The 20,721-nt window shown below is 59.4% G+C and carries 25 protein-coding genes; 14 read left to right on the top strand and 11 right to left on the bottom strand.

Annotated elements, in window-relative coordinates; genetic code table 11:
- Positions 1 to 39: 39 nt before the first annotated feature.
- The gene (locus JOE33_RS13215; RefSeq protein ID WP_187626091.1) at positions 40 to 705 is read right to left on the bottom strand and encodes a glutathione S-transferase; all 666 of its coding nucleotides are present in this window, start codon (positions 703 to 705) and stop codon (positions 40 to 42) included.
- 188 nt (positions 706 to 893) lie between these two features.
- Between JOE33_RS13215 and JOE33_RS13210 the strand changes: the two genes are divergently transcribed.
- The 3 genes from JOE33_RS13210 to JOE33_RS13200 all read left to right on the top strand — a co-directional run bounded on the left by JOE33_RS13210 (position 894) and on the right by JOE33_RS13200 (position 4,664).
- The gene (locus JOE33_RS13210; protein ID WP_003344493.1) at positions 894 to 1,169 is read left to right on the top strand and encodes a hypothetical protein; all 276 of its coding nucleotides are present in this window, start codon (positions 894 to 896) and stop codon (positions 1,167 to 1,169) included.
- Between the two features lie 217 nt (positions 1,170 to 1,386).
- Entirely contained in the window at positions 1,387 to 1,635 is a 249-nt protein-coding gene (locus JOE33_RS13205; RefSeq protein WP_003344490.1) for a TIGR02647 family protein, read from the top strand.
- 182 nt (positions 1,636 to 1,817) lie between these two features.
- Positions 1,818 to 4,664, top strand: coding sequence for a class I adenylate cyclase (locus tag JOE33_RS13200; protein ID WP_187626092.1), 2,847 nt, complete (start codon positions 1,818 to 1,820; stop codon positions 4,662 to 4,664).
- A 262-nt stretch (positions 4,665 to 4,926) separates the two neighbouring features.
- Here the strand turns inward: JOE33_RS13200 and rnk are convergent, their stop codons facing one another.
- From rnk to cyaY, 3 genes are all read right to left on the bottom strand, one after another.
- Positions 4,927 to 5,334, bottom strand: a complete 408-nt coding sequence (gene rnk, locus JOE33_RS13195) for a nucleoside diphosphate kinase regulator (RefSeq protein WP_003344485.1) — start codon at positions 5,332 to 5,334, stop codon at positions 4,927 to 4,929.
- 134 nt (positions 5,335 to 5,468) lie between these two features.
- A complete protein-coding gene (locus JOE33_RS13190) occupies positions 5,469 to 5,705 on the bottom strand; it encodes a DUF1289 domain-containing protein (RefSeq protein WP_003318094.1) in 237 nt (78 codons plus the stop codon).
- Positions 5,706 to 5,707: 2 nt separating this feature from the next.
- Complete coding sequence (gene cyaY / locus JOE33_RS13185) at positions 5,708 to 6,040, bottom strand: iron donor protein CyaY (protein ID WP_010438629.1); 333 nt, start codon at positions 6,038 to 6,040, stop codon at positions 5,708 to 5,710.
- Positions 6,041 to 6,278: 238 nt separating this feature from the next.
- Between cyaY and JOE33_RS13180 the strand changes: the two genes are divergently transcribed.
- From JOE33_RS13180 to JOE33_RS13155, 6 genes are read left to right on the top strand one after another with little or no spacing between them, the layout of a single operon-like run.
- Complete coding sequence (locus JOE33_RS13180; protein WP_003377923.1) at positions 6,279 to 6,425, top strand: lipoprotein; 147 nt, start codon at positions 6,279 to 6,281, stop codon at positions 6,423 to 6,425.
- 9 nt (positions 6,426 to 6,434) lie between these two features.
- Positions 6,435 to 7,682, top strand: coding sequence for a diaminopimelate decarboxylase (gene lysA / locus JOE33_RS13175; protein WP_010438626.1), 1,248 nt, complete (start codon positions 6,435 to 6,437; stop codon positions 7,680 to 7,682).
- Positions 7,683 to 7,687: 5 nt separating this feature from the next.
- A complete protein-coding gene (gene dapF, locus JOE33_RS13170) occupies positions 7,688 to 8,518 on the top strand; it encodes a diaminopimelate epimerase (RefSeq protein WP_122529307.1) in 831 nt (276 codons plus the stop codon).
- A 13-nt stretch (positions 8,519 to 8,531) separates the two neighbouring features.
- Entirely contained in the window at positions 8,532 to 9,266 is a 735-nt protein-coding gene (locus JOE33_RS13165; protein ID WP_010438621.1) for a DUF484 family protein, read from the top strand.
- Between the two features lie 2 nt (positions 9,267 to 9,268).
- Positions 9,269 to 10,168 (top strand): tyrosine recombinase XerC, encoded by a 900-nt coding sequence (gene xerC / locus JOE33_RS13160; protein WP_054994028.1) that lies wholly within the window; start codon positions 9,269 to 9,271, stop codon positions 10,166 to 10,168.
- On the top strand, positions 10,161 to 10,853 hold the full coding sequence (locus JOE33_RS13155) for an HAD family hydrolase (protein WP_010438619.1): 693 nt from the start codon (positions 10,161 to 10,163) through the stop codon (positions 10,851 to 10,853). Before xerC ends, JOE33_RS13155 begins: the two co-directional genes overlap by 8 nt.
- A 70-nt stretch (positions 10,854 to 10,923) precedes the next feature.
- Here JOE33_RS13155 and sutA read toward each other — a convergent pair whose 3' ends face one another.
- The 4 genes from sutA to glnK form a co-directional block, all read right to left on the bottom strand.
- Complete coding sequence (sutA, locus tag JOE33_RS13150) at positions 10,924 to 11,250, bottom strand: transcriptional regulator SutA (RefSeq protein ID WP_003408329.1); 327 nt, start codon at positions 11,248 to 11,250, stop codon at positions 10,924 to 10,926.
- Between the two features lie 98 nt (positions 11,251 to 11,348).
- On the bottom strand, positions 11,349 to 11,774 hold the full coding sequence (locus JOE33_RS13145) for a secondary thiamine-phosphate synthase enzyme YjbQ (protein WP_096140143.1): 426 nt from the start codon (positions 11,772 to 11,774) through the stop codon (positions 11,349 to 11,351).
- Positions 11,775 to 12,015: 241 nt separating this feature from the next.
- On the bottom strand, positions 12,016 to 13,353 hold the full coding sequence (locus JOE33_RS13140) for an ammonium transporter (protein WP_003344468.1): 1,338 nt from the start codon (positions 13,351 to 13,353) through the stop codon (positions 12,016 to 12,018).
- Positions 13,354 to 13,386: 33 nt separating this feature from the next.
- Complete coding sequence (glnK, locus tag JOE33_RS13135) at positions 13,387 to 13,725, bottom strand: P-II family nitrogen regulator (protein ID WP_002555808.1); 339 nt, start codon at positions 13,723 to 13,725, stop codon at positions 13,387 to 13,389.
- A gap of 417 nt (positions 13,726 to 14,142) precedes the next feature.
- Between glnK and JOE33_RS13130 the strand changes: the two genes are divergently transcribed.
- Positions 14,143 to 14,418, top strand: a complete 276-nt coding sequence (locus JOE33_RS13130) for an accessory factor UbiK family protein (protein WP_187626093.1) — start codon at positions 14,143 to 14,145, stop codon at positions 14,416 to 14,418.
- 46 nt (positions 14,419 to 14,464) lie between these two features.
- On the opposite strand, the gene JOE33_RS13125 is transcribed toward JOE33_RS13130, so the two are convergent.
- The 3 genes from JOE33_RS13125 to JOE33_RS13115 form a co-directional block, all read right to left on the bottom strand.
- Complete coding sequence (locus JOE33_RS13125) at positions 14,465 to 14,770, bottom strand: HigA family addiction module antitoxin (RefSeq protein ID WP_010438608.1); 306 nt, start codon at positions 14,768 to 14,770, stop codon at positions 14,465 to 14,467.
- 10 nt (positions 14,771 to 14,780) lie between these two features.
- Positions 14,781 to 15,059 carry a type II toxin-antitoxin system RelE/ParE family toxin gene (locus JOE33_RS13120; RefSeq protein WP_187626094.1) on the bottom strand — a complete coding sequence of 93 codons (279 nt, stop codon included), beginning with the start codon at positions 15,057 to 15,059 and terminating at the stop codon, positions 14,781 to 14,783.
- A 170-nt stretch (positions 15,060 to 15,229) separates the two neighbouring features.
- Positions 15,230 to 16,093 carry a LysR family transcriptional regulator gene (locus JOE33_RS13115; protein ID WP_050549171.1) on the bottom strand — a complete coding sequence of 288 codons (864 nt, stop codon included), beginning with the start codon at positions 16,091 to 16,093 and terminating at the stop codon, positions 15,230 to 15,232.
- A gap of 536 nt (positions 16,094 to 16,629) precedes the next feature.
- On the opposite strand from JOE33_RS13115, the gene JOE33_RS13110 reads away from it, so the two are divergent.
- The 4 genes from JOE33_RS13110 to JOE33_RS13095 are packed head-to-tail and all read left to right on the top strand — an operon-like array spanning position 16,630 to position 20,697.
- A complete protein-coding gene (locus JOE33_RS13110) occupies positions 16,630 to 18,150 on the top strand; it encodes an amino acid ABC transporter permease/ATP-binding protein (RefSeq protein ID WP_010438604.1) in 1,521 nt (506 codons plus the stop codon).
- Between the two features lie 24 nt (positions 18,151 to 18,174).
- On the top strand, positions 18,175 to 19,047 hold the full coding sequence (locus JOE33_RS13105; RefSeq protein WP_096125225.1) for a phytanoyl-CoA dioxygenase family protein: 873 nt from the start codon (positions 18,175 to 18,177) through the stop codon (positions 19,045 to 19,047).
- Positions 19,048 to 19,073: 26 nt separating this feature from the next.
- Positions 19,074 to 19,907 carry a transporter substrate-binding domain-containing protein gene (locus JOE33_RS13100; protein ID WP_032614166.1) on the top strand — a complete coding sequence of 278 codons (834 nt, stop codon included), beginning with the start codon at positions 19,074 to 19,076 and terminating at the stop codon, positions 19,905 to 19,907.
- 58 nt (positions 19,908 to 19,965) lie between these two features.
- Positions 19,966 to 20,697 carry a class II aldolase and adducin N-terminal domain-containing protein gene (locus JOE33_RS13095; protein WP_010438598.1) on the top strand — a complete coding sequence of 244 codons (732 nt, stop codon included), beginning with the start codon at positions 19,966 to 19,968 and terminating at the stop codon, positions 20,695 to 20,697.
- Positions 20,698 to 20,721 lie beyond the last annotated feature (24 nt).

The raw sequence follows: 20,721 nt of genomic DNA, 5'->3' as shown, positions 1-20,721 counted from the left end.
CATCCGTTCCTCACGCCCGGGCGTGAGGAACGAGCTGCCTCAGCGGTCTGCCCGCTGCACGCGAGCCATGAACGCCGGCCAGTCAGCCTCTCTGTCAGCGGCTACTTGCTGAACGTTCGGGTTCAAGACCAGATGCTCCTGCAGGGCTCGCGCAGCGGGCATGTTCTCAAGCAGGTCCAGCCCGAGCAGTCGCTCGCCGACCTGTTGCGCCAGATCGACGCTGTACAGAAAGTAGATATCGGCAACGGTGAAATGCTCGCCCGCCACATAGGGGGCAAACAGACCGCGCTGAGTCAGGGCGGCGAAACCCTTGATCAGATCGCGACGTGCCTTGGCCTTGAGGTCGGGCGGCGTCGGTCTGCCACCAAAAATCACCTCCGCATAGCACATGCGTGCCGGCAGCTCGATGTACAACTCGATTTCCTTGGCGATGGTCCATACCTGAGCGCGCTCGAAAGCGCTGTCGGGCAGCAGTGGCCGGTCCGGGGAGGTTTCCTCTATATAGCGCAGAATCACGTCGGTCTCACTGATGAAGCCCTCCGCCGTTCCGAGGACGGGCACCTTGCCGCGGGCGCTGACAGCCAGCACCTCAGGGCTCTGACAGCCAAACAGCGGCACCACCTGAAAGGGCAGTCGCTTCTCCAGCAGCGCCAGCTTGACCATATTGAAGTAGTTGCTTGCGGCGAATCCATAAAGCGTCAGCATCGTCGGCCTCCTTAGCCTCCATCCTGGTAATTGACGGGCTGCACGCTACCGGGCTGACTCTGTCTTTCAGTGACCTGGATCATTTTCCGGCCGTTTCGAGAAACGTCCTACACATGATCATTCGGGCTTGCGGGACTGGCCGGGCTGAGGATTCCGGTTAAACTGCCTGCCTTACCTGAGGAGTGACCATGACCGACGACATCGATAATGACGAAGAAGACTTTGCTGCCTCGACCCTGATCGAAGCCATCGAGAACCAGATCGAAGCCGGTAATCCGCCAGCAGCCAGAGCGGTCTTCAACATGCTGACCCTGGTGAACTATGAGCGTGAAGATATTCTTGAAATGATGGCCCATGTGCTGGCCATCGAGATCGATGCTTTGCTGGAGCAGGACCGCCCGTTCGACACGCAATGGTATGAAGCAGCACTGCGCGCCCTGCCTGACCTGCCACCGGAAAAGTAACCCTGCGGTCAGAGCGTGACAGCAAGATATATGCTGCAAACACTTCAGACGCTGACTACACTGCAAATGCCCCGCTGCCGCTTGATCCTCCGGGGCCACACGCCAAACCGGCTTTAACGGTCACCCAGAACCGACGAGCGCAGATCGGACACGTCGATTCCAGAGCACACCCGCCAGCCGGCGAGGTCGTACTACTACAAAAAAGTCTGGAGTACCTATGTCGTATACCCCTGAGTTGGTTGCCGAACTGGAAATCCTTGCACTGTTCAATCTGGGAAACACCCAGGAAGGCCTCAAAGTCCATCATGTTGCGGCGCCCACGGCCGTCGCGGCAGCACAAAGACTCTTCGACAAAGGGCTGACGACCCAGGTCGATGGCGGTTATCTGACCAGCCTCGGGCTCGAGGCCGCGCAACATGCCCAATCATTGCTGACCATCCTCAACGTCTCCAGGCAAGCCGCCTGAATGTCGCAGGGCCTGCGCACAAAAAAGCGTGGCAGGCCCTTCACTTATCCGAGCGCCAGTCGATACAGGACGTTGGCGCCAGAATAACCATCCGACCGAATCCGCTTCTCTCGGCTGCACACCTTCTCCGCCATCTTTCTAGGTAATTCCACGCCTGCCCAGGCCAGATGCCTTGAGTTGCGATGACGCGTAATCCTGAAATTCGCCCCGACCTGGATGAGGGCATCGACCGCAAGGTTCTCAGCCAGCTGCGTAACCGTTTCCTGTCGCTCAACGACGGGCGGTACGCGCGTGCGCTGGAAGGCATGTCGACCCGCCAGCAAAGCGTTCTGACCCTGCTGCCGCTGTTCTTTCACGTCAACCATCCGCTGTTGCCCGGTTATGTTTCCGGCAGCACGCCTGCCGGTGTCTCGCACTACGAGCCGGACACGCTGGCCCTGGCCGAGGCACAGCGGCTGACGCGCTCTTTTTCCTACAAGACCCGGCACGGCAACCCGCCCCAGCCGATTCATGGCCTGTTTCTGATGGGCAGCCTCGGCACGCTGGCCCAGGCCGAACAAAGCGATATGGATGTCTGGGTCTGCCACGACAGTGAGCTGGAGCCGGAGGCCATCGCCGAACTGCGCAAGAAGTGCCAGGCACTCGAGGCCTGGGCTGCGACGATGGGCGCAGAGGCGCATTTCTTTCTGATCGACCCACAGCGTTTCAAGAGCGGCGAGCGCGATTCGCAGCTCAGCTCGGACGACTGCGGGACGACCCAGCATTACCTGTTGCTTGACGAGTTTTACCGCACCGCGATCTGGCTCGCCGGGCGCACCCCGATGTGGTGGCTGGTGCCGGTCTATGAAGAGCAGAATTACGAGGATTACACCCACACCCTGCTGAGCAAACGCTTCATCCGCGCCAGCGAGGTGCTCGATCTCGGCCCGATGTCGCACATTCCCCCGGGCGAGTTCATCGGTGCCGGATTGTGGCAGTTGTTCAAAGGCATCGAGTCGCCCTACAAGTCTGTGCTCAAGCTGTTGTTGATCGAGGTCTATTCCAGCGAGCATCCTCGCGTTCAGTGCCTGAGCCTGCGTTTCAAGCAAGCGGTGTTCGCTAACCAGCTGGACCTGGATGAACTGGACCCTTACGTGGTCGTATACCGGCGCATCGAGGAGCATCTGCAGGCACGCAACGAGCCGGAGCGCCTGGAGCTGGTGCGGCGCAGCCTGTACCTGAAGGTCAACAAGAAGCTCACCGGGTCGACGCGTTTGCGCAACGTAGGCTGGCAGCGCCAGTTGCTGGAACGCCTGGCAACGGAATGGGGTTGGGACGAGCGACAACTGGCGCTGCTCGACAGCCGCAGCCAGTGGAAAGTCCGCCAGGTGGCCGGCGAACGCCGCGCACTGGTCAACGAGCTTAATTACAGCTATCGCTTTCAGAGCCGATTCGCCAAAACGCAAAGCACTGCCGATGCGCTCAATGCCCGCGACCTGACCATTCTGGGGCGGCGTCTGTATGCAGCTTTTGAACGCAAGGCGGGCAAGGTCGAGTTCATCAACCCGGGCATCGCCCCTGACCTTGCCGAAGATACGCTGACGCTGGTGCATTCGCCCGACAAGCGCGAGCCAGGCAAGCACCAGTGGGCCTTGTATAACGGCAATCTGGGCATTCACGAGTGGCCGAATTACTCGCCACTCAAACGCAGCCGGGAATTGCTTGAGCTGCTGACCTGGTGCCACCGCAATACCGTGATCGACAGCACCACCCGCGTGGCATTGCACCCGGGCACCAGTGACCTGAGCGAGTTCGAGCTGTTCAACCTGATGGGCGCCTTGCAGCAGAGCATTCAACTGCCACTGCCCGAGGTCAGCGATGAGGCGTTGCTGATGCCCTGCACGCCCAGTGAAATACTGCTGTTGATCAATGTCGGCGTCGATCCGCTCAGGCATCACCGCGACCTCAATATTCTGATGACCACCGAGCGCACCGACTCGCTCAGTTACGCGGGTGTCCGGGAAAATCTGGTGCTGACGCTGGACCAGATCACCCTCAATACCTGGAACGAAACCCTGGTCAGCCGTTACGACGGCCCGCACGCTCTGCTCGACTGCATGAGCGAGCTGCTCGGCAGCCTGCCGCAGAGCGGTAAACAGCCGCAGATTCACGTGCGTTGCTTCTGCCATAACCGCGCACCCGCTATTGCCCAGCGTGTCGAAGAGCTGATCGGCACGGCGCGGTTGTTACTGGAGAGGCGGCTCAATCACCGTTACCTGATTCAGGTGCAGCAGCAGTATCACGTGCTGGAGATGAAGCCGGGTCAGATCGGTCATGTGGTGATCAACAGCCTGCCCGGGCTGTTCAAGTACCTGGGTGAACAGCTGTCGTCATACAGCCCGCTGCACCTGGACCCGCAGGCACTCGATGACCACGATCTGGCCCTGATCCTGCCGCTTGGCCAGCCTGAGTGCATTCAGGTGTTCTATCGGGTCAACGAGCCGGATGCTGATCTGTACGTGCTCGACGAACACAATTCGCTCTGGCACCAGCGTCTGCCGTATCACGATGAACAGAGCCTGCTGGTGCCGCTGCAGCGCTTTCTTCACGCGCTGGTTTATCGCCGGGGCGCTTCATTGCCACTGGATGATCCGTCCGCGCCGGTGACGCTGGAAGCCCTCTACTATCAGATGCTGCCCTCCGGCGCGGGGCCTGCCCGACGTGTCGAGCATCGACCGGCGCCGACCGCGGCGGACAAGGCGTTCTACGACGTGCAGGCAATCATCGAAGAAACCTCGCCAGGGCAACTGAACGCCACCCTGTACTGCGACAACAACGAGTTTTCCGAACTGGAATACGGCGATCGACTGTACGCCGCCGTCGCGCAACAAATCCTCGGCAAACGCCTGGAGCTCCAGCGCTATCGCTGTTACATCACCGACCTGGACCTGTCCGGGCTGCTGGACGGCAAGCACGGGCAAAGCATCCTCTTCCTGCGCCACAAGGCCGAGCTGGAAAAACTGCTGAACGAGGCGATGGGTCAGGCCTGACGTACAGCATTGGCACGATAGGTTTTCTGCGAAGCGCCCGTTCCGCACGCTCCAGCGTGGGAATGCAGTTCTGGACGCTCTGGGTCCACTTCCGGAGCTGTGACGCCGGAGCGTCACGCACTGCATGCCAACGCGGAGCATTGGCACGACAGGTATTCTGCGGGGCGCCTCTCGTTCCTCACGCTCCGCGTGGGAATGCAGTTCTGGACGCTCTGCGTCCGCTCCTGAATCCGGAGGCGTTCTACGGATGCAGCGCCTTTGATTACTCGTACTCGCCCGCCGCTTCCGGCTGATATTCAACCGCCAGCAAGGTCAGTTTCAGGGTCTTGCCGCCCGGTGCAGGCCAGTCGATGTGTTGGCCGATTTGCAGACCCAGCAGCGCCGAACCCATTGGCGCCAGGACCGAGACGGTGCCGTCCGCGCCCGCATCCTGTGGATAAACCAGTTTGAGGTGGTAGTCCTTGCCACTGACTTCTTCGCGGCAATGCACACGCGAATTCATGGTCACAACGCCCGCAGGCACTTCGTCGTGGCCAACCACCTGGTCGGCGCGGTCCAGTTCGGCTTGCAACGCCTGGATACCCGGCGCGTCTTCGTCCTGGCTGGCGATAAAACTCTCAAGACGCTGTACGTCGAGTCGGGTAAGGATGATCGAAGGTGCTGTGGTCATGGTCTGGGCAGACTCCTTTATTCTCCATGAATAAAACAAAACCCCACCAATAGGCGGGGTTTGACGAGCCTCTTGTCTGCAGAGGCAAGGTCTGACACTAACACAGCGCAATAAATACACAACCCGACGCGGTTTCAGCCAGCGGCCTGGTCAACCTCGGCGCGGGCTCGACGCTGATCGGCCTCATGGCGAATCTGGCGGCGCCGGTCGTCATCGGCCGAGCGCCATTCGCGGATGTCTTCGACATGGCGGAAGCACCCCAGGCAAACCTTCTGCTCATCGAGCCGACACAGGCTGATACACGGAGAGGCTACTGCCGGGCTGACGTTGCTGAAAAGCGGCTTGGGCGGTCGAACGGGGGACTGGCTCACGATCAGATCTCGTCGAAATCCAGTTCAACACCAGCCTGCTCGACGGTAAAGCGCTCCAGCATCTCGCTCAGCAGCTCATCACTGGAATCGCAGGCCCAGCACTGATTCTCTTCGTCGTAGTCGAAGTGAAAACCACCTGATTTGGCGGCCAGCCACAGCTGGCGCAGGGGCTCCTGACGGCTGAAGATAAGCTGCGTGCCGCCTTCAAACTTGACGGTCAGTACACCGGCCGAGTTTTCCAGGTCCACATCCAGACCACTCTCGTCGAATACGTCTTCGATATTCTGCTGAGTCGCATCGACCAGATCGTGAAAGCGCGCTTCGGTCAAACTCATTACGGAAACCTCGATAATTGCCTGCTGATGGCGCAGACGGGCAAGATACGGACGCAGGCAGGCAAATGCAAAGCTTACCCAACATTGGCGATGCACGAGCACTTTAATCCCGATCAACCATAGCTCTGCTGCGGCTTTCGCGCCAAAGGCCCGCCAGACGGGACGCCGCTCGCATAGGCAAGGTGCCGGGTGGTCGGTATACTCGGGCGCAATTAATGCTTTTACAAAGGATTTCGCCATGAAGCGCCTGATCTCTTCGCTTGCTGCGCTTGTCGCGGTCGCTTGTCTTGTTACAGCTTGTGGCCAGAAAGGCCCGCTGTATCTGCCGGATGACACCAAAACTCCGGAAGAACAAGCCAAATCGCAATCGCACAAGCACCTTTAAGGGACTCCAATGGACGCCTTCAACTACCGCGACGGTGAGCTGTTCGCGGAAGGGGTAGCATTGTCTGCCATTGCCGAGCGCTTCGGTACGCCGACCTATGTCTACTCGCGCGCTCATATCGAAGCGCAATACCGTGCCTACGCCGATGCGCTGAGCGGCATGCCGCACATGGTCTGCTTCGCCGTAAAAGCCAACTCCAACCTGGGTGTACTCAATGTCCTGGCGCGCCTTGGCGCCGGTTTCGACATCGTTTCGCGTGGCGAGCTGGAGCGTGTGCTGGCAGCGGGCGGCAAAGCCGAAAGAATCGTCTTTTCCGGTGTCGGCAAGACCCGCGAAGACATGCGTCGCGCCCTTGAAGTCGGCGTGCACTGCTTCAACGTAGAATCCACCGACGAGCTGGAGCGCCTGCAGGAAGTCGCTGCCGAACTCAATGTTCGTGCGCCGATATCGCTGCGGGTCAATCCGGACGTGGATGCAGGCACTCACCCCTACATCTCCACGGGCCTCAAGGAAAACAAGTTCGGCATCGCCATTGCCGCAGCGGAAGACGTATACATTCGCGCCTCGCAGTTGCCGAACCTGGAAGTGATCGGGGTCGACTGCCATATCGGCTCGCAACTGACCACGCTCGAACCGTTCATCGATGCGCTGGATCGCCTGCTGGACCTGGTCGATCGTCTGGGCGACTGCGGCATTCACCTGCACCACATCGACCTGGGTGGCGGTCTTGGCGTGCGTTATCGCGACGAAGAGCCTCCGCTGGCGGCCGACTACATCAAGGCCGTGCGCGAGCGCCTGGCCGGTCGCGACCTGGGGCTGCTGTTCGAACCGGGACGCTTCATCGTCGCCAACGCGGGCACGCTGCTGACCCGTGTCGAATACCTCAAGCACACCGAGCACAAGGATTTCGCCATCGTCGATGCGGCGATGAACGATCTGATCCGGCCTGCGCTTTATCAGGCCTGGATGGAGGTCACCGCGGTGCGTCCGCGTGACAGCGAACCTCGTGCTTACGATATCGTCGGGCCGATCTGCGAGACCGGCGATTTCCTCGCCAAGGGTCGCGAACTGGCGCTGGCCGAGGGCGATCTGCTGGCCGTCCATTCAGCCGGTGCCTATGGTTTCGTCATGAGCTCGAACTACAACACCCGTGGCCGTGCCGCCGAGGTACTGGTCGACGGTTCCCAGGCTTTTGAAGTGCGTCGTCGCGAAACCGTGGCCGAGCTGTTCGCTGGCGAAAGCCTGCTGCCGGAGTAATCCCCATGCTGCTGCGTTTTACCAAGATGCACGGGCTGGGTAACGACTTCATGGTCCTGGACCTTGTCAGTCAGCACGCGCATATCTTGCCCAAGCACGCCAAACAATGGGGCGACCGCCACACCGGTATCGGTTTCGATCAGCTTTTGCTGGTCGAGGCGCCGAACAACCCGGATGTGGACTTTCGCTATCGAATCTTCAATTCCGACGGATCCGAAGTCGAACAATGCGGCAACGGCGCACGCTGCTTTGCCCGTTTCGTGCTCGACAAGCGCCTGACCGCCAAGAAGCAGATACGCGTCGAGACCAAGAGCGGCATCATCGAACTGGATATCCGCAGCGACGGGCAGATCAGCGTCGATATGGGGCCGCCAAGGTTTGTACCCGAAGAGATACCCTTCGAAGCAGCGGAACAGGCCACCTGTTACACCGTTGACGTCGACGGGCAGAATATCGAAATGGCCGCTGTGTCCATGGGCAATCCGCATGCCGTGCTGCGGGTCGATGACATCAATAACGCACCGGTGCATGCACTGGGGCGGAAGATCGAGCATCACCCGCGCTTTCCGGCCCGGGTCAACGTCGGCTTTCTCCACGTTGTGGACCGCCAGCGTGCGCAGTTGCGTGTCTGGGAACGCGGTGCCGGGGAAACCCAGGCGTGCGGTACCGGTGCCTGTGCGGCGGCTGTGGCTGCCATCAGTCAGGGCTGGATGGATTCGCCGTTGCTGATCGACCTGCCCGGCGGTCGCTTGTCCATCGAATGGGCTGGGCCGGGACATTCTGTCATGATGACCGGCCCCGCAGTCAGGGTTTATGAAGGCCAAGTTCGTCTTTGAGTGAGTAAGTACCATGACCGATAAACCTCCCGCTTCAACAGGCACCCCCTGCGAATCGCCTGTCGATAGCGCAGCGCCAGACCTTGAAGCAGAGGCGGTCATCGCCTTCCTGCTCGAGCACCCGGACTTCTTCGCCGAGCACGACGAGCTGCTGGTGTCGATGCGTATCCCGCATCAGCGTGGTGACACCGTTTCGCTGGTCGAGCGTCAGCTCAAGCTGCTGCGCGAGCGCAATATCGAAATGCGCCATCGCCTGTCGCAATTGATGGACGTCGCACGGGACAACGACCGCCTGTTCGAAAAGACCCGACGCCTGAACCTCGCGCTGATGGATGCGACCAGCCTGGAAGAGCTGGTCATCGCCGTCGAAGACAGCCTGCGTCAGGACTTTCAGGTGCCCTTCGTCAGTCTGATCCTGTTCAGCGACAGCCCGATGCCGGTGGGTCGCTGGGTCAGCGGTGCCGAAGCACAGAAAGCCATCGGCGGCCTGATTGGCGAGAAGATCATCTGCGGCGCCCTGCGTGAGCATGAACTGGCGTTTCTGTTTGGTGCAGAACAAGGCAAGGAAGTCGGTTCGACTGCCATCGCCAGCCTCAATCATCTGGGCCTGCATGGCGTGCTGGCCATCGGCAGCCGTGATCCGCAGCATTACAAAAGCTCGGTTGGCACCCTGTTTCTCAGTTATATTGCCGACGTGCTGAGCCGCCTGCTGCCGCGCTTCGCCCACTCATTACGCTCGGTTCGCTAGCCATGGAACAGCATCTGGACGCCTACTGCGTGCACCTGCGCAGTGAGCGCCAGGTGTCGCCCCATACGCTGGAAGCCTACCGACGCGACCTCGGCAAGGTTCTGGCGTATTGCCAGAAGGCACAGTTGTCGAGCTGGAGTGACCTGGATATTCAGCACCTGCGCAGCTTCACTGCCCGCCAGCATCAGCAGGGCCAGTCTTCACGCAGTCTGGCGCGGATGCTGTCAGCGGTGCGCGGCTTCTACAAGTACCTCAATCGCGAAGGTATCTGCCAGCACGACCCGGCAAACGGACTGTCACCGCCCAAGGGTGAGCGGCGCCTGCCCAAGACCCTGGACACCGACCGCACCGCGCAATTGCTGGACGGCGGCGTTGAAGATGATTTTCTGGCGCACCGTGACCAAGCCATCCTGGAACTGCTGTACTCGTCAGGACTGCGCCTGTCCGAGCTGACCGGCCTGAATCTGGACCAGCTGGACCTGCGCGACGGGCTGGTGCAGGTGCTGGGCAAGGGCAGCAAGACCCGCGTATTGCCGGTGGGCAGCAAGGCGCGTCAGGCACTGGAAGTCTGGCTGCCGTTACGCGCGCTGACCAATCCGCAGGACGACGCGGTATTTGTCAGCCAGCAAGGCAAGCGCCTTGGCCCGCGTGCGATTCAGGTGCGACTCAAGGCGGCCGGTGAGCGGGAACTGGGGCAGAATCTGCATCCGCACATGCTGCGGCATTCCTTCGCCAGCCATCTGCTTGAATCGTCACAGGACTTGCGCGCCGTGCAGGAGCTGCTGGGTCATGCGGATATCAAGACCACGCAGATATACACGCACCTGGACTTCCAGCATTTGGCTACTGTTTATGACAGCGCCCATCCCCGAGCCAAACGTAAAGGAGCTGCAGATGATTAAGCTGGTGACGTTTGATCTTGACGACACGCTCTGGGACACAGCCCCTGCCATTGCCGGTGCCGAGGTCACACTGCGTGACTGGCTGGGCGAACACGCGCCCAGGCTGGGGGCGGTTCCTGTCGAGCACCTGTGGGAAATCCGCTCGCGTCTGGTGGCCGAAGACCCGTCCTTCAAACACCGCATCAGCGCCTTGCGACGCCGCGTACTGTTCCATGCGCTCGAAGATGCCGGCTACGACCCGGACGAGGCGCAGGACCTGGCCGACCGGGGCTTTGAAGTCTTCCTGCAGGGACGCCATCAGGTACAGATTTTCCCTGAGGTGCAACCGATGCTGGAAATTCTCGCCAAGGACTTCATGCTCGGCGTGATTACCAATGGCAATGCCGATGTGCGTCGTTTGGGGCTGGCGGACTACTTTGCCTTCGCGCTGTGCGCCGAGGACCTGGGTATCGGCAAGCCGGATCCGGCACCGTTCGTGGAGGCGCTGCGCCGCGCAAGGGTCGATGCCGGCTCGGCGGTGCATGTCGGTGACCACCCCAGGGACGACATCGCAGGTGCCCAGCAGGCTGGCATGCGCGCCATCTGGTACAACCCGCAAGGCAAGGCCTGGGATGCGGATCGACTGCCGGATGCCGAGATCCACAACCTGTCGCAACTGCCAGAGGTGCTGGCGCGCTGGGCCTGAAAGCTCACTGACAGGCGCGCATAGAAAAGCCCGCAGCGACGGCGGGCTTTTCTCATACAGTCATGCAGCCTCAGATAGGGCGGCTACCGTATTTGTTGTCAGGCTTCTTGGGCGGATCGGCGACCACGTTGGCCTCCACTTCCTGCACCTTGCCGCCACGCGCCAGGAATTCTTCCATGGCACGTGCCAGAGCATCACGCTCCTTGTTCTTGGCTTCCACGCTAGGCAGTTCATCGACCGAGACTGCAGCCTTTGCCTTGCCTTTCGCGGCAGGTGCCGGAACGTCATCGTCTACTTCGACCGGGTCGTCTCCGGGAGCAGCTGCAAGCTCCTCACCGTCTTCTTCGCCTTCCAGGTCGTCTACCAGGTCGTCGTTAGTATCGTCGTCGTCGCTCATGTTCTACCTCATGACTTGCGAAAGCTGATTAGTTATAGCCCAACCGCCCAAAATTGCTAAGGCAACCGGAAAAATTCAACAACCGCTGATCTCAGCGGTTATGTCCACTCACCCTGAAGGGTGGCCAAGACGTTACGAGACCCACCAGCGTCTCGATGTTCGCCCAGGTAAATACCTTGCCAGGTGCCCAGCGCCAGTCGCCCTGCCGTAACCGGCAACAGCAACTGGCAGCCCAGCAGACTGGCCTTGAAATGCGCTGGCAAGTCATCAGGGCCTTCGTCGTCATGTTCGTAGCCATCCACGCCCTGGGGCACCAGATGGTTGAAAAAACGCTCAAAGTCGCGACGTACCGCCGGATCGGCATTTTCGTTGATGGTCAACGAAGCCGAGGTATGTTGCAGCCATACATGCAGTAGCCCGACACGACAACCGCGCAACGGGGGCAACCCCGCGACTATCTCGTCAGTCACCAGATGGAACCCGCGTGGCCTAGCCCGCAAGGCAATCCTGGATTGATGCCACATACCGTTCTCCGCACCTTCGGCGCGCATTCTAACTCGACTGAGAAAAAAGCAAAGCGCGCAATAAACCGGCTTCCCTGCAAGTTGACGAAGACTGTCGCCACCTCGTTACCTGCGCTGCGTCACGGTGCCGAAATCATTGACACGGGCAAGATCAATGACAGCAAAAAACGGCGGTATATCCACAAACGTCAGACAAAAAAATGCCCGGAGACCGGGCATTCTTTTTTGCGTAGGCCGAAGCTTACAAGTTGTAGCCGCGCTCGTTGTGTTGAGCGAGGTCCAGACCGACAGACTCTTCCTCGTCGGTGACACGCAGGCCCATGACCGCATCCAGCACCTTGAGGATGATGAAGGTCACGATTGCGGTGTAGACCACGGTGAACGCGACGCCCTTGAACTGAATCCAGACCTGAGCACCGATGTCAGTTACGGTGCCGAAGCCGCCCAGTGCAGGTGCTGCGAACACACCGGTCAGGATCGCGCCGACGATACCGCCGATGCCGTGAACGCCGAACGCATCCAGGGAGTCATCGTAGCCCAGCTTGCGCTTGAGGCTGGTCGCGCAGAAGAAGCAGATCACGCCTGCTGCCAGACCGATGATCAGCGCGCCCATCGGGCCGACGGTACCGGCCGCAGGGGTAACGGCAACCAGGCCGGCAACCACACCCGAAGCGATACCCAGAGCACTTGGCTTACCGTGGGTCAGCCACTCTGCGAACATCCAGCCCAGTGCGGCGGCCGCGGTAGCGATTTGAGTGACCAGCATGGCCATACCGGCAGTGCCGTTGGCCGCAGCGGCGGAGCCGGCGTTGAAACCGAACCAGCCGACCCAGAGCATCGCTGCGCCGATCAGGGTATAACCCAGGTTGTGCGGCGCCATCGGCGTGGTCGGGAAGCCTTTGCGCTTGCCCAGTACCAGGCACGCTACCAGACCGGCTACACCGGCGTTGATATGTACGACGGTACCGCCAGCGAAGTCCAGGACGCCCCAGTCCCACAGCAAGCCACCGACGCCGCCCCAGACCATGTGGGCAATTGGCGCGTAGACCAGAGTGAACCAGATACCCATGAACACCAGCATCGCGGAGAACTTCATGCGTTCTGCGAAAGCGCCGACAATCAGGGCAGGGGTGATGATCGCGAAGGTCATCTGAAAGGTGACGAACACCGCTTCAGGGAACAATGCAGCAGGACCGGTAATGCTTGCCGGCGTGATGCCTGCCAGGAACGCTTTACCCATACCGCCAAAGAAGGAATTGAAGTTGACGACGCCTGCTTCCATGCCGGTTGTGTCAAACGCGATGCTGTAGCCGTAAACGACCCACAGGATGCTGATCAGACCGGTGATGGCGAAACACTGCATCATCACCGACAGAATGTTCTTGGAGCGAACCATGCCGCCGTAGAACAGCGCGAGACCGGGGATGGTCATGAACAGGACCAGCGCGGTCGAGGTCAGCATCCATGCAGTGTCGCCAGAGTTCAGCACCGGCTCGGCCACTGGGTCAGCCGCCAGGGCAAGACCAGGTAATGCGAGGGACAACAGGGCACCGAGCCCTGCGAATTGACGCAGAGTCATATTGTTTTCTCCTGGGGCGTTGGGTTTGGCGGCTTAAATAGCGTCTGTATCGGTCTCGCCGGTACGGATGCGAATGGCCTGTTCCAGATTGACCACGAAAATCTTGCCGTCACCGATCTTGCCAGTGTTGGCGGCCTTGGTTATGGCTTCGATGACACGATCCAGATCCTTGTCATCGATGGCGACATCGATCTTCACTTTAGGAAGGAAGTCGACGACGTATTCAGCACCGCGATAAAGCTCAGTGTGACCCTTCTGACGCCCGAAGCCTTTGACTTCAGTGACGGTGATGCCCTGCACGCCGATTTCAGACAACGACTCGCGCACGTCATCCAGTTTGAACGGCTTGATGATGGCAGTGACTAGCTTCATGAAAACTTTCTCCCGAATTTGGTGGACTTGCCCCAGGAAAACAAACCCGACTCAAGTCTAAGCGCAGTGTCTGGCTTTGTAACGTGTCGGCCGCCTGATCAGGCCAGACCAACTCCAGAAAACCGCTTCTGACGAAACACTTCCCCGCTCCGCCTGCCGCACTGCATTCGTCACAGCGACTGCATCAGTGCATGGGTCATAAGCCACTAAGCAGAAAGCTTGCCATCTCGCGAATATTCATTGAATACAGGCCCTTGGGCTGTTTTTGCACAACCTTGCAGGGTCCATCATGGAGCCAATGCACAGCAATGGTGCTCATGTGCCCGTCACTGCGCTCCATAAGCGTGCATTGCGCACCTGGGATTGACTATAGACACTGCGTGTTACACTGCCGGCCTCTGATTCAGGAAAATAACCATGCTCGCGCCCAAAGCCTTTCTTGACGCTCTCAGCGGCCACGCCTCTCGCCTGTTCAATGGCGAAACGCCTTTGCCGCGCAGCGAATTCGAAACCCAGTTCAAGGCCCTGCTGCAAAGTGGCTTCAGCAAACTGGATCTGGTCAGCCGTGAAGAGTTCGACAGCCAGATGGCCGTCCTCGCCCGCACCCGCGCCCGCCTGGAAGCGCTGGAGGCCAAGATGGCCGAGCTGGAAGAGAAGGCTGGCGGGGCTGCGGGGACTGAAAAAGCCGAATAAGGCGTTTCCCTGTTTTGCTCTCAATGCGCAGCAGCGCTGAGCACCATCATGCACAGCGGGCCAGACACCTGACCTGCTCGCGAATCCGGGCGCCCTTTTCCATTTCTGTCTTGCGCAGGTCGTGAGTGAGTTGCAGGTTCAGCCAGAACTCGGCGCTCGTCTCAAGGCATGCAGCAAGACGTAGCGCCACATCAGCGCTCACGCCTCTGCGCTGGAGCACGATGTCGTTCACCGTCGGCGTCGACACGTTGAGGGCCCTGGCCAGAGCTGCAGCGGTCAGCCCCATCGGCTCAAGATATTCCTCTTTCAAAACCTCGCCTGGATGGACTGGGCGCATTCCGTTTTTGGTCATTGGGGGTACCTCAGTGATAATCGATAATTTCCACATCCTCGGGGCCGTTGGTGCCCCAGACGAAGCAAATCCTGAATTGAGCGTTTATACGGATGCTGTATTGGCCAGAACGACTTCCATCGAGCGCCTCCAGTCGGTTACCAGGCGGAGAACGCAGATCCAGCGTCGAGGTAGCAGCATCAAGCATTGCAAGCTTGCGCTCGGCAACAGACTTGATTGACGGCCATAACCGCGTATTACCATGAAAAAATAGCGATCTCGTGTGCATACATTTAAAGCTCACAATCATGATTAAAGCTTAACGTTATTCGTTAACGCAATACTTTATTTGCCGTTACGACGACCCGCAATGCGGCCCTTCGGCAAGTCATGTGGGACTTTTCCTTCATCTGGATAATTTGTGATGTGATGGCCAGAAATGGCTGAGGGCTTTATCGGCTGCGCGATTCGTAAGCGCCTTCAGGCTGAAGGCGGTGCCAGCTCGATGGTCCGGCAATAATCCATGAACAGGCGCGTCGCACGGGTTGGCTGGTTGTTGCGCAGATAGGCCATGACCAGGGTGGAAGCGGGCATGTCGTCTTCGATATCGAGCTGTGCCAGCAGCTCACCGTCGTAGGTCATGTTGGTTCTGGGACGCGTGACCAGCACCGAAAACCCCAGGCCCTGACCGACCATGCAGCGCACCATTTCGATTGATGGCGAGCTGTACGCGACCACCGGCGTATAGCCCTTTTCCGTGAAGATATCGATGAAGTAGGTCCTGCTGGGCACGGCGTCGAGCAGGATCATTGGCTCGCGGCTCAGTTCCAGCAAGGTCACGGTTTTTTTCGTCGCCAGAGGGTGGGCTGCCGGCAGTAGCGCATACGGCTTGTGCGGTGCATTCAGTTCCTCTTTGTTGATCGTGGTTCCCAGTTCCAGGTCGTACAGAAACGCCAGATCGAAGCGCCCACGGTGCAGCCCGTGCATCAGTTCATGCTGCTCGCCGTCGTAGAGCTGAATAGTGACGTCCGGGTATAAACGCTTGAAACCGGCCACCAGTCTGGGCATATAAAGCGGCGCGGCCGATTCAAAACAGCCAATGGCGATAGTGCCGGAGACGTGTTTGTTTTCTGCCCGGGAGTTTTGTTCAAGCTCTTCGGAAAGTCGCAGCAACTCTTTGGCTTTTTCATACACTTTCCCGCCACCGGAAGTTAGGGAAACACCTTGAGCGTGGTGGCGCACAAACAGCGGCTGATTGAAAGCTTCTTCGAGGTTCTTGATAGCGACAGAAATAGACGGCTGCGAAATATGCAACTGCCGCGAGGCTTCGGCAATGCTGTCCATTTCGACGGCTGTCACGAAATACTTGAGCTGTTTCAATGTGAAGTGAGCCACGTGATACCTCGTGATGAGCCGACCCTTGACGGCTGCACTTGAATAGCTTTTACCTATGCATAGCGAGGAGCGTGCCAGCCGCTCGCGCCTTGCCGGAATCGCCGGGCCCTGATGATGTCCGCCGCTGGCCATGGTCATTCAGCTGCACCCGAAATAATAGACTTTTGCCAAACAAGCCCGCAAATGCGGGCGGCGCACCTATTGCGAGCGATTATCGCTGCCGCGTTATTCAATCGCCCTAAAAGTGTGCAGTCAGCTCGGCGTGACACTAAAGTATCACTCACTCTTTTTAACGCGCTGCTGCTCTGAAGATGAAGACAGGCGTATCTGCTTAGGATTTTCCTATGCTGCGGGCCAAAACTTACTATTTGGCTGCCGGACCTGGCATCAATCATGATGGCTTCAGAAGGGCAAACGGACAGCGTCCCGTTTCAACTTCAACAGGACGTCGCCCATCACTATTCAATTTGCCGAGCGAGCCGACAATGACGTTTGATTGGAAATACATGTTTGGCCTGTTCAGCGATACGGAGTTCTGGATGGCCACCTGGACGGTCATTCAACTCAGTGTATTGACCTGGGTCATCAGTATTGTTCTGGGTTTTATTCTTGCGCTGGCCAAACAATCCTCTTTGCCGCTGATCAACTTGCCGGCCAAAGCCTATATCTGGTTATTTCGCAGTTTGCCGTTACTGGTACTGCTGATCTTTGTCTACAACTTGCCGCAGGCCGTGCCCGCCACCTCGGCGGTGCTGGCCAACCCGTTCTGGGCCGGCCTGATTGCCATGGTGATGTGCGAAACGGCCTATGTCGCGGAAATTCATCGCGGCGGCCTGCTGTCCATCGCCAAGGGCCAGACCGAAGCAGCCCGGGCACTGGGCCTGCGCTTCGTGGGTACGCAATGGCGCATCGTGATTCCGCAGGCGCTGCGTGTGGCGCTGCCGTCGCTGACCAACGAATACATCTCCATCGTCAAACTCAGTTCGCTGGTTTCAGTGATCTCCCTGACCGAGATCCTGATGGTCGGTCAGCGCCTGTATTCGCAGAACTTTCTGGTGATGGAAACCATGGCGGCCGTGGCGTTCTACTACGTGCTGATCGTGACTGTATTCGACTTCCTGCTCAAACGCCTGGAACGTTATCTGGACGTCACGCAGCACAAGGTCACCCGCACACCAGATGCCGAACTGCTCGAGCTGGCCAGCCGCAAATCGTCAGTTGTCGCTCGTCCTGTGATCGACTTCGAAGGGCCGGCATTGCAAGCGACCCGATTGCACAAGGCGTACAACGACATCGAGGTGCTTGGTGCGGTCAGCCTGCAGATCAATTCCGGCGAGGTGGTGTCGGTGATCGGCCCCTCGGGGTCGGGCAAAACCACGCTGATCCGTCTGCTCAACGGCCTTGAGCAGATCGACAACGGCGACATCAAGATCAACGGCCAGCCGTTCATTCACCTTGTTCGCCAAGGCGCGCAAAAGCCGCGTTATGTGGAGAACGCCGCCTACCGCCTGAACATCGGCATGGTGTTTCAGAGCTTCAACCTGTTTCCGCACCTGACGGTGTTGAACAACCTGCTGCTGGCCCCGCGTTATCACCGCCTGGCGCCAGTACCCGAGCTCAAACAGCAGGCCTACGAGTTGCTGAACAAGGTGGGGATGCTGGAGCACGCCTGGAAATACCCGCATCAGTTGTCGGGTGGCCAACAGCAACGTGTCGCCATCGCTCGCGCCCTGATGATGCGCCCGCAAATCATGCTGTTCGACGAGCCCACCTCGGCGCTCGACCCGGAGAAGGTCAACGAGGTGTTGCAGGTCATTGAAACCCTGGCCCAGGAAGGCATCACGATGGTCATCGTGACCCATGAGATGAACTTCGCTTTCAAGGTCTCTGACCGCATCGTCTTTATGGAGAAGGGACGCGTGATCTGCGATGACAAACCCCAGGCGCTACGCGACGGCCAGCACCCCCGCGTTGAAGCCTTTCTTAAAGATGTCTCACTGGCCTGAGGCCTTGTTGAAGAGGAGAAGAACATGATCGAGCAATGGCAGATTGACCAGTTTCATGAGCAGGGTTTTCTGGTAGTGGAGGGCGTGCTGGCAGCCGATGAAGTGGCAGCGCTGCAACAGGACTTTGACCAGTGGGTAGACGACAGCCGCAGTCAGAATCATGCCTGGGGGCAGACTCAGGACGGGCGTCCGCGCTTCGATATCGAAAGCGATCATCGGCCGGATCATCCGTCGCTGCGCCGTGTGGCTTCGCCTACGGAGATCTCGCCGGCCTACCGGCACGCGGCGTTCCAGTCACGCATGGCAGCCATCGCGGCGCAGCTGATCGGCGGCAACGGCACCCGTTTTCATCACAGTAAGATCAACTCCAAGCTGCCGCACACCGCGACTCAGGTGAAGTGGCATCAGGACTTTCTCTTCACACCGCACAGCAATGACGACCTGGTCACGGCGCTGCTGATGATCAGCGACGTAACCCCTGAAAACGGCCCGCTGAATGTCGCGCCGGGCAGCCATAAGCACGCGCTCTGGTCGCATTGGCAGAACGAGCGTTTCACCGGTGCCGTGGAAGACGCGGTGGTTGAACAGCATTGCCAGCAGCCGGTCGCCTGCTATGGCCCGTCGGGCTCGGTGTGCTTCATGCACACACGCCTGTTGCATGCTTCAAGCCCCAATGAAACCGAGTTTCCGCGCACGCTGTTCATCAGCGTCTACGCCGCTGAAGACGCATTGCCGTTCGGTGAGAACCCGCTGCCCAGCGAGCATGCCGGGTTGATGGTCGCAGGCCACGAGAGCGGTCTGGTGCGCAGCACCGAGAATCACATACGCCTGCCGCAGAAACCCAAGGGTGCTTCATTTTTCGTGCAGCAAGCCGGAAAAGACGCCGCCGTTGCCTGATCTCCATGACTCCACGAGGAATACCTATGAAGCTGTCAGCCCTGATTGTTCGTCCCGTAGCCCTGGCTTTACTGGGCGCGGTGGTCGCCATGTCCTCGTCTGGCGCTTCGGCCTTCCAGCAGCCCGGCAAGATCATTGCCGGCTCGGACATGACGTTCTTCCCCTATGAGTACATGGACAAGAACCGCCCAGCCGGTTTCGACATCGAGTTTCTCGACGGCCTGGCAAAGGTCATGGGGCTCAAGGCCGAGAACATCGACACGCGCTTTCCCAACCTGATCGGCGGGCTGCAGGGCGGACGTTTCGACATCACCAACTCGTCGATGTACATCACCGCCGACCGCCTGAAAGTCATTGACATGATTCCTTACCTGAAAAGCGGTGAGGCGATTCTGTCGGTCAAGGGCAGCGCCTATCAGCCCAAGACTCCGGAAGATTTCTGTGGCCACAAGATCGGCTCCATGGCGGCCACTTCCTGGCTGCAACAACTGCAGAAACTCTCGACCGACTACTGCGTGAAGAACGGTCTGCAACCGATCGCCATCAGTGAATACGGCACCGACCCACAAACCACCCAGGCCATGCTGGCCCATGCTGTCGAAGCGCAGATCACTGACGCAGCCGTCGCGCGCGGCGTGGTCGAAAAGCTGGGTAGCCGGGTGGTGATTTCTTCCGAAACCCTGATCTACCCGGTGCTCAACGGCTTTGGCGTGAAGAAGGGCAACGACGAGGTCCGCAAGGCCCTGGAAGACGGTCTTGAGAAGTACAGCAAGACCCCGGAATACGCCGCGCTGCTGGAGAAATACAAGTTCCAGGCACCCACAGCCGATGACATCGCCGCCCTGATGCCCAAGCCCTGATAACCCAAGAGTGTGCCTGGCAGGTTCGTCAGGCACCTCCGACCGGAGAGCAATTAGCATGGCCCTTAATTTCGAAGAGCAGACGCGAGTCGACCTAGCCGCGACGTTTCGCATCATTGCCCATCTAGGGATGCATGAAGCGGTCGCCAACCACTTCAGCGCCGCCATTTCGGCGGATGGCAAACAGTTTCTGCTCAATCCCAAGTGGAAGCACTTCTCGCGCCTGCGCGCCAGCGACCTGTTGCTGCTTGACGCCGATGATGCCGACGCGGCGCATCGCCCCGATGTCGACGCGACGGCCTGGTCCATTCACGGGCAGGTACACCAGCGTCTGCCCGATGCGCGCGTGGTGCTGCACTTGCACCCGGTCTACACCACGGCCGTGGCGTGCCTGGCCAAGCCGCATATTCCGCCCATCGATCAGAACACCGCGCGCTACTTCAACCGCATCGCGGTGGACGAGCTTTACGGCGGCATGGCCGACACGACCGCCGAGGGCGCTCGACTGGCCGGTTTGCTGGAGGACAAGAGCCGTCTGTTGATGGGCAACCACGGTGTGATCGTGACTGCGCCGACCGTCGGCGAGGCCTTCGATGACATTTGGACCCTGGAGCGCGCCTGCCAGATTCTGGTGACGGCCTGGTCCACCGGCCAGCCGCTCAAGGTGCTGGCGGACGATGTCGCCGAGAAGACCGCGCGTGACTGGCAGAAGATTACGGACTTCTCTCGTCAGCACTTCGAGGAAATGAAACTGCTGATGATTCAGGCTGACCCCTCTTTGGTCGACTGATCGCCCCTGCTACTGACTGGATGC

Origin of the sequence: Pseudomonas sp. PvP027, assembly GCF_017833005.1 — a bacterium.
GTDB lineage: Bacteria > Pseudomonadota > Gammaproteobacteria > Pseudomonadales > Pseudomonadaceae > Aquipseudomonas > Aquipseudomonas congelans.
The sequence above is the reverse complement of the archived record's forward strand: the minus strand, read 5'-3'. Positions and strand labels throughout refer to the sequence as shown.